This is a genomic window from Thauera phenolivorans (assembly GCF_001696715.1).
Classification (GTDB): domain Bacteria; phylum Pseudomonadota; class Gammaproteobacteria; order Burkholderiales; family Rhodocyclaceae; genus Thauera; species Thauera phenolivorans.
Genome location: NZ_MBFM01000001.1, coordinates 690,939 through 701,372, shown reverse-complemented (window position 1 = coordinate 701,372; position 10,434 = coordinate 690,939). Strand labels below are relative to the sequence as shown.

Here is a 10,434-nt window from a genome sequence, read left to right as displayed (position 1 = left end):
GCGCGGATGGACCGCAGTGCTCGAGATCGAGGTCGAAGCGCGGCGGAAGCATCTGCGGCTGGTGCCGCTCGACGACGATGGCACCCTGATCAGGAAGCACTTCCTGCAGCTCGAGGGGCTCGGGGTCCGCGATCTGCACTATTCGGGCGACGACCTCTACATCCTTGCCGGTCCGACGATGGTGCTCGACGGTGACATCCACGTCTTCAGGTGGGCGGGCGCGAAGCCCTGCCTGGCGGCCAACCGCGCCCCGGTGCGCTTCGAGACCGGGGTCGAAGCAATGCTCCCCCTGCCGCACGGACGCGGGACCGATCAGGCCGAGGCCTTCTGCAGGCTGCCCGCCTCGCTCGCGAAGAAGGGTGCGGACTGGATCGCGCTTTACGATACGCCGGGCCCGGATCGCAAGGCGGGCGAAGGCGTCGTTTTCGGCGACATGCTGCGGCGTGGCTGAGGCTGGGGCCGCCGGCGTGTGCACGAAGGGCCGAAGCCGGCCTCAGGGCTCGAGCCACAGCACCTTGTCGTCCTGCGGGTCGAAGGGGGCGGAAAAATGCTCGTGGATCACGCGCCACCGGCCGTCGCGTCGGCGGTAGCAGGTGGTCATGCGCATCCAGCCGGACATCTCCTTGCCGTCGGGGTCGGTGCCGCCGCAGCGCACGAGGGCGTGCCCGAAGGCGAGCTCCTCGTCCGCGGCGACCTGCACCTCATGAAGCTCGAAGATCATCGGGCCGGGGCACATCGCCATGCAGCGCTCCCAGTGCGCGCGGTAGGCGTCGGCGCCCTTGAACTGCAGCTGCGCGATCGCGTCGAAGGCGACGATGTCGGCGTCGTAGTGGCTGAAGATGCGGGCGATGTCCCTGGCCCGTACCGCGTCGGCCCAGGCGTCGAGCTCGATGCGGATCGCGGATTCGGTGCCGGCGAGGGCAGCGTCGGTGGTCATGAGGTTTCTCCTTGAGGTGGGACGCGGGGGCTGTGCGCCCGCGGGTCGAAGGGCGCGCGGCGGAATCGACCGCCGCTTTCGCGCTCAGCCGCTCGTCTCGGCCGGCAAGGCGCCGAGTGCGCTCAGGGTCTGCAGGTCGGTCGCGACCGGGCGCACCTCGACGCAGCCGAGCCGCGCGCCCGGGATGCGCGCCGCGACCTGGATCGCGTCGTTCAGGTCCCTGGCCTCGATGAGGTAGTAGCCGCCGAGCTGTTCCTTGGTCTCGACGTAGGGGCCGTCGGTGATCGACAGCCTGCCGTTGCGCACCCGCACCGTGGTCGCGGCCGCCGGCGGCAGCAAGCGGTTGCAGTCGAGATAGTGGCCGCTGCGGCGGATGTCTTCGGTGAATTCGCGATACTCCTCGAAGTGCTCGTCGGCATCGGCCTGGGGCATCTGCTCCATCACCTTTTCGGCACTGATGAGGCAAAGGTATTTCATGGTCCTGCTCCTCCTGAGGGTTGCGGGTCGGATCGCTTCACGCCCGTCAGGGCGTCCGTATCCCCCAGTCGAACGGCGCGCGGCGGAATCGACAGCGGGGCGGAGACATCACCCGGGCAATTGCGCCAGCCTGCGCTCGAGGAAGCGACGCTCCGGTCGCTGGGTGGTGAGCGCGATCGCGCGCCGGTAGGCGGTGCGCGCCTCGTCGACCCTGCCCAGGCGACGGCACAGGTCGGCGCGCGCGGCGTAGGCGAGGTGGTAGTCGGCGAGCTCACCGCGAGCGAGGATCGCGTCGACCTCGGCCAGCCCCGCCGCGGCGCCGTCGCGCATCGCCAGCGCCACGGCACGGTTCAGCGCGATCACCGGCGAGGGATCGAGACCCAGCAGCACGTCGTAGAGGCCGACGATCTGCGCCCAGTCGGTCGCCGCCGCGGTGGGCGCTTCGGCATGGACGGCGGCGATCGCCGCCTGCACGGCGTAAGGGCCGGCGCCGCCCGCCCGCAACGCGCGCTCGACCAGCGCCACGCCCTCGGCGATCAGCTCGCGCCGCCACAGCGAACGGTCCTGCTCCTCGAGCAGCACGAGCGCCCCCTCCGGGGTGGTGCGCGCGTCGCGGCGCGACTCCTGCAGCAGCATCAGCGCGAGCAGGCCGACCGGCTCCGCTTCGGGGAGCAGCTCGACGAGCAGGCGGCCGAGCCGGATCGCCTCGCCCGAGAGGTCGGCGCGCGTCAGCGAATCGCCCGCCGAGGCCGAGTAGCCCTCGTTGAACACCAGGTAGATCACGCGCAGTACGCTGTCGAGCCGCGCGCCCAGCTCGGCCTGCAGCGGCACCTCATAGGGGATGAGCGAGTCGCGGATTCTCGTCTTGGCGCGCACGATGCGCTGCGCGAGGGTGGGCGGCGCGACCAGGAAGGCGTGGGCGATCGCCTCGGTACTGAGGCCGCACACCTCGCGCAGCGTCAGCGCGATGCGCGCTTCGGGCGAGAGCGCGGGGTGACAGCAGGTGAAGATCAGCCGCAGGCGGTCGTCCTCGACGCTGGGCTCGTCCGCCGGATCGAAACCGGTCGGGGACGGGCAGTCGTCGAGGTCGTCCACCAGATCGAAGCGCGCCCGCCGCCGCAAGGCGTCGATCGCCTTGAAACGGCCGGTCGACACCAGCCAGGCGCGTGGATTGGCGGGCACGCCCTCGCGCGGCCATTGCTCGAGGGCGGCGCGAAAGGCGTCGTGCAGCGCCTCTTCGGCGAGATCGAAGTCGCCGAGCAGGCGTACCAGGGTCGCGAAGATGCGGCGCGACTCACGCCTGTAGATCGCCTCCACTTCGTCCGGGATGGCGGGGAGGGCGCCCAGCCGAGGGCTGGCGGAACGGCAGCCCGCCCCACGGCCCGCTGGCGCAGTCTTCATCCTCGAACCTCTGCGCTGCCATTCATGGAGCTTCAAGAATAGGCGGCGGTCCGGCATCCGGCCACGTGACGAGAGGCGTCAAACTGGGGCGACGGAGGTTCAACTCGGTAGAATCGCGGGAAGCTCACTTTCTCACTCGCACACGACGCCATGAACGAACTCACCTCCCTGAAGCAGCTTCCGCAGACCAACCTCTTCCACAAGGGCGACGTGTTCGTGCTCTTCGGCGAACTTTTCGGGCGCGGCTACGCCACCGGCCTCGTCGACCAGGCGCGCCAGGCGGGGATGGAGATCGTCGGCATCACCGTCGGCCGGCGCGACGACGACAACGCGCTGCGCCCGCTGAACGCGGAAGAACTGGCGGCGGCCGAGGCCAACCTCGGCGGCAGGATCATCAACGTGCCGCTGATGGCCGGCTTCGACCTCGACGCGCCGGCGGGCGAGCCGACCCCGACCGAGCTGCTCAACCGCATGACGCTGAAAACCTGGGAGCAGGACAAGCTGGACTGGGCCCATATCGAGAAATGCCGCGCGATCGGCACCGAGCGCTTCCGCAAGGCGGTGGCCGAGGTGATGGCCGAGCTCGAGGACATCGTCGGCGAGGGCCGCAACGTGCTGTTCGCCCACACCATGGCGGGCGGCATCCCGCGCGCGAAGGTGTTCATGGTGATCGCCAACCGCATCTACAAGGGACGCGACGACCGCTTCATGTCGTCGCAGACCCTGCTCGACAGCGACCTCGGCAAGCTGATCATGCAGAACTTCGACGAGGTGTCGGCGAACACCTTCGGCCACCTGATCGAAGGCAGCGCGGCGCTGCGCGCGCGCGTCGAGGCCGCGGGCGGCCAGGTGCGCTACACCGCCTACGGCTACCACGGCACCGAGATCCTGATCGACGGCCGCTACCAGTGGCAGACCTACACCAACTATACCCAGGGCTACGCCAAGATGCGGCTCGAACGCATCGCCCGCGCGGCGTGGGAGCAGGGCGTCAAGGCGACCGTCTACAACTGCCCCGAGATCCGCACCAACTCCACCGACGTCTTCGCCGGCGTCGAGCTGCCGCTGATCTCGCTGCTCGAGGCGCTGAAGAAGGAAGGCGGCGGCGCCTGGGCCGAGGCCCAGTGGCAGGCCTGCCGCGCCCTGCTGAGCGAGGGCGTCGCGCTCGAGGACGTACTGCAGAAGCTGGCCGCCTTCCACGGCAGCGAGGTGATGCAGGCCTACCGCGACTTCGCCGCCTGGCCGATGCCCAACAGCCCGGCGCAGGCCGACCTCCAGATCGGCACCTCGGAGGAGATCGTGCAGTTGCACGAGGACCGCGGCGCGCTGATCACCGACCTGCTCAGCGCCCTGGTGGTGGAGGCCACCGGCGCCCTGATCTTCCGGGAGTCGGCAGCGCCCGCCGGGCCGGTGCTGTGGCTCAACCACGACATCGTCGCCCGCCAGCTCAACGCGCTGCACGCCTGAACGTGGCGCTCAGCCCCGGTGCGTCCGGGGCTGCAGGCGAAGATACCCCGACCCTCGGGCGCCTCACATCCCCTTCGCCTCGTCGTGCGAGGCCGCCTCGCGGCTCGCGCGCAGGTCGCGGTACAGCGCGGCGCGCATGATCAGCATCGACACCACCGGCGCGGTCATCAGCACGAAGGCGGCGATCAGCAGCTCGTGGATCACCAGGCGCGACTGCGTCACGCTGAAGTACAGCATCGAGGCCACCAGGATGCAGCCGGCGCCGAGGGTGACGGTGATCGCCGGGCCGTGGATGCGCTGGTAGAAGCTCTGCAGGCGGAACAGGCCGAGCGTGCCGATCACCGCGATCAGGCCGCCGAGCACGAGCAGGAAGGCGACCGGCAGGGCGGCCCACCAGGGCAGGGTTTCGGCGAAATTCATTCGATCACCTCCCCGCGCATCAGGAACTTGGCGAGCGCGATCGTCGACACGAAGCCGAGCAGGGCGATGATCAGCGCGGCCTCGAAATAGATCTCGCTGCCGTGGCGGATGCCGAGCATCAGCGCGAGCAGCATGGTGCACATCCACAGCGTGTCCAGCGCCAGCACGCGGTCCTGCGCGCTCGGGCCGATCAGCAGGCGCAGGGTGCACAGCACCATCGCCAACACCACGCAGGCCAGCGCGAAGAGGATCGCCGCCGACAGCAGCGTCGCGGTCGTCATGCCCGGTCTCCTTCGGGTTTCGCTTCGTGCGTCTCGAACACCTCGATGATCGGCTGCTCGTAACGCGTCTTGATGGTTTCCACCCACCACTGCTCGTCGTGCAGGTCGAAGACGTGCAGCAGCAGTTCGTGCTTCTCGGGCAGGATCTCCACCCACACCGTGCCCGGGGTCGAGTTGATCAGGCACGACAGCAGGGCCAGCCCGTGCGGGCTGCGCAGCGCGAGCGGCACCCGGATGAACTGCGAATTGACCTGCTCGGAGCGGCGCAGCAGGATGATCTGGGTGACGTTGAAGCAGGAACGCACGATCTCGATCGCCGACAGCCAGAGCAGCCGGAACAGCGCGAGCGGGCGGCCGAGGCGGGCATGACCGTGCGGCTGCAGCGGGCGCGCGAGCAGCGGGGCGATGATCGCGAGCGCGCCGCCGAGCAGCAGGTGGCCCGGTGCGACACTCTGGTTGAGCATCAGCCAGGTCAGCAACAGGCTGACCGACAGCAGCGGCGAAGGCAGCCAGCGTTTCACCGCAGCGACTCCCCGGCAGGCGCGCGCAGCACCGGCGGCTCGCCGAGCACGCGCGCGCTGTAGTCGGCGCTGCGCGACAGACCCGCGACCGTGCGGGCGAGATAGTCGAACACCGCGCCTGCCTGCAGCGTGAGCAGCACGCACAGCAGCACCAGCGCGCTCACCGGCGCCGCCTCCGACACCTGCAGCCGCGGCGGCGTCACCGCCCCCGAAGCCCAGAAGATGCGAACGCCGAGCCGCATCAGCGCGATGATCGCCGCCAGGCCGGCGAGCACGATCAGCGCGATCAGCAGCCAGGTGCTCGCCGGCACCCCGCCGGGCGTCGTCGCCGCGCTCGCCAGCATGGCGTGGAAGAGGCTGAACTTGGCGACGAAGCCCGCCAGCGGCGGCATGCCGCTGATGACCAGCGCACAGGCGGCGAAGCTCAGCCCGAGGAAGGCCAGCGTGCCCGGGATGCCGACCCCGACCGGATCCTCTGGCTTGTCCTCGATCGCGAAGGCCTCCATCGTGATCGCGATCAGCGCCGCGCCGGGCGGCCGGATGCGCTCGGCGAGCTCGATCAGCAGCATGAAGGCCGCCATCGCCAGCGTCGAGCCGAGCAGGTAGTACAGGCCCGAGGCGAGCACCCCGTCGCCACCATGGCCGATCGCGGCCAGCAGGGTGCCCGAGGAGACGATCGCACCATAGCCCGCCATGCGCCCGCCGTCCTCGCTCGCGAGCATGCCGATCGCGCCGAACAGCACCGTCGCCATGCCGCCCACGGTCAGGGCGGCGAAGCCGAAGCCGGCGAGCGCGCCGGCGCCGTCTGCGCCGCCCTCGCCGAACACCGCGAGCCAGACGCGCAGCACCGCATAGACGCCGACCTTGGTCATCAGCACCAGCATCGCCCCCACCGGCGCCGAGGCCGAGGCGTAGGTGGTGGGCAGCCAGAAGCCGAGCGGCCACATCGCGCCCTTGGTGAGGAAGGCGAGCGCCAGCACCACGGCGCCGATGCGCAGCAGCCAGGCGTCCTGCGGGCCGAGGGTGGCCACCCGGGTGGCGAGGTCGGCGATGTTGAGGGTGCCCGCCGCCGCGTAGATCAGCGCAACGCCGATCAGGAACAGCAGCGAGGCGACCAGGTTGACCGCCACGTACTGCATCCCGGCCTGGATCCGGCGCAGGTTGTAGCCGTGCAGCACGAGGCCGTAGGAGGCCGCGAGCATCACCTCGAAGAACACGAAGAGGTTGAACAGGTCGTTGGTGAGGAAGGCGCCGTTGAGCCCCATCAGCAGGAACTGGAACAGCGAGTGGAAGTTCACCCCGACGCGGTCCCAGCGCTGGGCCGAGAACACCATCACGGCGAGCGCGATCGTCGCGGTGAGCACCAGCATCAGTGCGGCGAGGCGGTCGACCATCAGCACGATGCCGAACGGCGCCGCCCAGTTGGCGGCGAGATAGACGCCGATTCCGTCCGGCCAGTGTTCGCCGTCGGCCATCAGCAGCAGGGCGACCGCCACCGCCCACAGCAGCACGCCGCTCGCCAGGCTGAAGGCGAACTTCAACGTGTGACGCTTCTGGTTGACCGGGATCAGCAGCGCGCCCACCAGCAGCGGCAGCAGCACGGGCACCACGATCAGGTGTTGCAGCCAGGGCAGCGGACTCATTCGCGCGGCTCCTCGCCATCGACGTGGTCGCTGCCGGTGAGGCCGCGCGCGCCGATCATCATCACCAGGTAGAGCGCGGTGGTGGCGAAGCCGATCACGATCGCGGTGAGCACCAGGCCCTGCGGCAGCGGGTCGGCGAACTGCGCGGGATCGATGTCGGGCAGCGGCGTGATCGGCGGCTTGTCCACCCACAGCCGGCCCATGGCGAAGATGAAGATATTCACCGCGTACGACATCAGCATGAGTCCGATGATGAGCTGGAAGGTCCGCGGACGCAGGATCAGCCAGATGCCGGACGCGAACATCACCCCGACCGCGATCGCGATCACCATTTCCATCAGATCGTCCTCCCGCCGGCCGCCTGGCGGTCTTCCGCCCCATCCTCGCCGGGCAGGCGGTGTCCGCGCAGCGACTGGTGCGCGAGCGCCACCAGCATCAGCATCGTGGTGCCGACCACCACGGTGAACACGCCGAGGTCGAACACGAAGGCGCTCGGCAGGTGCAGCTCGCCCACCAGCGGCCAGGTCACGTGTGCGGTGTGGGTGGTGAGGAAGGGGTGGCCGAACAGCCAGGCGCCGAGGCCGGTGGCGCACGCCAGCACCAGCCCGAGCCCGAGCCAGCGGTGCGGCCGCAGGCTCAGGTGCGATTCCACCCACACCGTGCCGGCGAGCATGTACTGGACCAGGATCGCCACCGCGAAGACGAGGCCGGCAACGAAACCGCCGCCCGGCAGGTTGTGGCCGCGCATGAAGAAATACACCGCGATCACGCCCATGAAGGGCAGCAGCAGGCGCAGGTAGATGCCGGCGACCATCAGATAGCCGCTGTTCGCCTGCTCGGCCGGCGTCTGGCCGCGCGCCGGATCGGCCTCGTTGCGCTGCTGGGCCGGGATGGCCGCGCTCTCGGGCGCCGGGCGGAAGCGGCGCAGCAGGGCATAGACGGTGAGCGCGACGATCGCGAGCACGGTGATCTCGCCCAAGGTGTCGAAGCTGCGGAAGTCCACCAGCAGGACGTTCACCACGTTGCTGCCGCCGCCCCCGCCGAGCGCGTTGAGCAGGAAGAAGTCGGCGATGGTATCGGAGGCCGGGTGCACCAGCACCGCATAGGTGAGCGCGGCGATCGCGAGGCCGCCGGCGACCGCGACCAGCAGGTCGCGCGCGCGCCGCAACGAGGCGCGCGAGAAGGGCGCGAGCGGCGCCGCGGCGGCCTCGATCCGCGGCGGCAGCCAGCGCAGCCCGAGCAGGATCAGCACCGTGGTGACGGTCTCCACCATCAGCTGGGTGAGCGCCAGATCGGGCGCGGAGAGCCACAGGAAGGTCGCCGCGGTGACGATGCCGGTGCCGCCCACGAGGGCGAGCGCGGCGAGGCGGTGGTACTTCGCCATCCACGCCGCCGCGATCGCGCAGCCGCCGCCGATCGCCCAGATCGTGGCGAACAGCGGATCGAAGCCCTGCAGCGCGATCCGCGTCCAGGCGGGCGGGGTGCCGGCGAGCAGCGGCGGCAGGATCAGCAGCGCGATCATCATCAGCAGCAATTGCGGCTGCAGCCTTGTGGTGCCGAGCCGGCGCAGCAGCCAGCCCGCCGCGCGCGTCACTTGCAGCATCGTGGTCTCGAAGACCTGGGCGCCGTTGAAGTGGTGGAACAAGGGCACGCGCTCGCGACGCTGCAGGTCGAAATGACGCCGCAGCACCACGTAGAGCAGCACCCCGCCCGCGAGCGCGAGCATGCTCATCAGCAGCGGCAGGTTGAAGCCGTGCCACACGGCGAGGTCGTAGCTCGGGGCGGCCGCGCCCAGGGTGGCGGCGACCGCGATCTCGAGCACCGGCGCGATGCTGATGGCGGGCGCGACGCCCACCACGAGGCAGGCCAGCACCAGCAGCTCGACCGGGAAGCGCATCCAGCGCGGCGGCTCGTGCGGGTCGCGCGGCAGGTCCTGCGCCGGCGCGCCGAAGAAGATCGAGATGAAGCGCAGCGAGTAGGCCACGCTGAACATGCCCATCGCCACCGCGGCGTAGGACATCCACCAGTTGCGCTCGCCGCCCACGCTCAGCGTCTCGGCGAAGAACATCTCCTTGGACAGGAAGCCGTTCAACAGCGGCACCCCCGCCATCGCCGCGCTGGCGACGATCGCCAGCGTGGCGGTGATCGGCAGCTTGTGGCGCAGGCCGCGCAGCACGCGCAGGTCGCGGGTGCCGGTCTCGTGGTCGATGATGCCGGCGGCCATGAACAGCGAGGCCTTGAAGGTGGCGTGGTTGAGGATGTGGAAGATCGCCGCCACCATCGCCAGCGGCGTGCCGATGCCGATCAGCACGGTGATGAGGCCGAGGTGGCTGATCGTCGAATACGCCAGCAGGCCCTTGAGGTCGTGCTGGAAGATGGCGATGAAGGCGCCGAGCAGCAGGGTGCACACCCCGGCGCCGCCGACGATCCAGGTCCATTCCGGGGTGCCGGCCAGCGCCGGCCACAGGCGCGCGAGCAGGAACACGCCGGCCTTCACCATCGTCGCCGAGTGCAGGTAGGACGACACCGGGGTGGGCGCAGCCATCGCGTGCGGCAGCCAGAAGTGGAAGGGGAACTGCGCGCTCTTGGTGAGCGCGCCGAGGGCGACCAGCACCAGCGCCGCGAGGTACAGCTCGTGGGCGCGAATCCGGTCGCCGGCGGCGAGCACGACGTCGAGGTCGTAGCTGCCGACGATGTGGCCCAGCACGAGCACCCCGGCCATCAGGCACAGGCCGCCGGTGGCGGTCACGGTGAAGGCCATGCGCGCACCGCGCCGGGCATCGGCGCGGTGATGCCAGTAGCCGATGAGCAGGAAGGAGGTGAGGCTGGTGAGCTCCCAGAACACCACCAGCTGCACCAGGTTGCCCGACAGCACGACGCCGAGCATCGAGCCCATGAAGGCGAGCAGGAAGGAGAAGAAGCGCGGCACCGGGTCGTCGGCCGACATGTAGTAGCGCGCGTAGAGCACCACCAGCAGGCCGATCGCGAGCACCAGCATCGTGAATACCCAGGCCAGGCCGTCGACCCGCAGCACGAAAGCGAGGCCTTTGGTTGGCAACCAGGCGGACTCCTCGCGCAGCACCTCGCCGGCGGCCATCTCTGGGTAGAGCGCGCCGGCGACGATCAGTCCGTAGCTCGCCACGGCGATCGCCAGCCAGGACTCGTGGTTGCGGGCGCTCTGCGGCATCAGCGCCGCCAGCAGGCTGCCGATGAACGGAACGAGGACGAGGGAGGCGAGCAACATCGGAGCGTGGATCGGGCGGCGAGTCGATTAATGGCTGACTGGG

11 protein-coding genes are annotated in these 10,434 nt (G+C 70.0%); 2 read left to right on the top strand and 9 right to left on the bottom strand.

Features of this window, described 5'->3' with window-relative positions; genetic code table 11:
* The coding region (locus BB334_RS03295; RefSeq protein WP_158014345.1) for a DUF3616 domain-containing protein at window positions 1-451 on the top strand (451 nt) is incomplete at its 5' end.
* Between the two features lie 42 nt (window positions 452-493).
* Here BB334_RS03295 and BB334_RS03290 read toward each other — a convergent pair.
* From BB334_RS03290 to BB334_RS03280, 3 genes are all read right to left on the bottom strand, one after another.
* A complete protein-coding gene (locus BB334_RS03290) occupies window positions 494-937 on the bottom strand; it encodes a YybH family protein (RefSeq protein WP_068804261.1) in 444 nt (147 codons plus the stop codon).
* An 84-nt stretch (window positions 938-1,021) separates the two neighbouring features.
* Window positions 1,022-1,414: a YciI family protein gene (locus BB334_RS03285; RefSeq protein ID WP_068804259.1), complete on the bottom strand. Its 393-nt coding sequence runs from the start codon at window positions 1,412-1,414 to the stop codon at window positions 1,022-1,024.
* A 108-nt stretch (window positions 1,415-1,522) separates the two neighbouring features.
* The gene (locus tag BB334_RS03280) at window positions 1,523-2,815 is read right to left on the bottom strand and encodes an RNA polymerase sigma factor (protein ID WP_083200250.1); all 1,293 of its coding nucleotides are present in this window, start codon (window positions 2,813-2,815) and stop codon (window positions 1,523-1,525) included.
* Window positions 2,816-2,965: 150 nt separating this feature from the next.
* Here BB334_RS03280 and BB334_RS03275 point away from each other — a divergent pair, with 150 nt between their 5' ends.
* The gene (locus BB334_RS03275) at window positions 2,966-4,282 is read left to right on the top strand and encodes an enoyl ACP reductase FabMG family protein (protein ID WP_068804258.1); all 1,317 of its coding nucleotides are present in this window, start codon (window positions 2,966-2,968) and stop codon (window positions 4,280-4,282) included.
* Between the two features lie 63 nt (window positions 4,283-4,345).
* Here the strand turns inward: BB334_RS03275 and mnhG are convergent, their stop codons facing one another.
* The 6 genes from mnhG to BB334_RS03245 are packed head-to-tail and all read right to left on the bottom strand — an operon-like array spanning window position 4,346 to window position 10,391.
* Entirely contained in the window at window positions 4,346-4,702 is a 357-nt protein-coding gene (mnhG, locus tag BB334_RS03270) for a monovalent cation/H(+) antiporter subunit G (protein ID WP_068804255.1), read from the bottom strand.
* Complete coding sequence (locus BB334_RS03265) at window positions 4,699-4,983, bottom strand: K+/H+ antiporter subunit F (RefSeq protein ID WP_068804254.1); 285 nt, start codon at window positions 4,981-4,983, stop codon at window positions 4,699-4,701. The genes mnhG and BB334_RS03265 overlap by 4 nt, the downstream gene beginning before the upstream one ends.
* Window positions 4,980-5,504, bottom strand: a complete 525-nt coding sequence (locus tag BB334_RS03260) for a Na+/H+ antiporter subunit E (protein WP_068804251.1) — start codon at window positions 5,502-5,504, stop codon at window positions 4,980-4,982. Before BB334_RS03260 ends, BB334_RS03265 begins: the two co-directional genes overlap by 4 nt.
* Window positions 5,501-7,147, bottom strand: coding sequence for a monovalent cation/H+ antiporter subunit D (locus tag BB334_RS03255; protein ID WP_068804249.1), 1,647 nt, complete (start codon window positions 7,145-7,147; stop codon window positions 5,501-5,503). Before BB334_RS03255 ends, BB334_RS03260 begins: the two co-directional genes overlap by 4 nt.
* Window positions 7,144-7,485 carry a Na+/H+ antiporter subunit C gene (locus BB334_RS03250; protein WP_068804247.1) on the bottom strand — a complete coding sequence of 114 codons (342 nt, stop codon included), beginning with the start codon at window positions 7,483-7,485 and terminating at the stop codon, window positions 7,144-7,146. The genes BB334_RS03255 and BB334_RS03250 overlap by 4 nt, the downstream gene beginning before the upstream one ends.
* Window positions 7,485-10,391: a monovalent cation/H+ antiporter subunit A gene (locus tag BB334_RS03245; protein ID WP_068804245.1), complete on the bottom strand. Its 2,907-nt coding sequence runs from the start codon at window positions 10,389-10,391 to the stop codon at window positions 7,485-7,487. The genes BB334_RS03250 and BB334_RS03245 overlap by 1 nt, the downstream gene beginning before the upstream one ends.
* Between the last annotated feature and the right edge of the window lie 43 nt (window positions 10,392-10,434).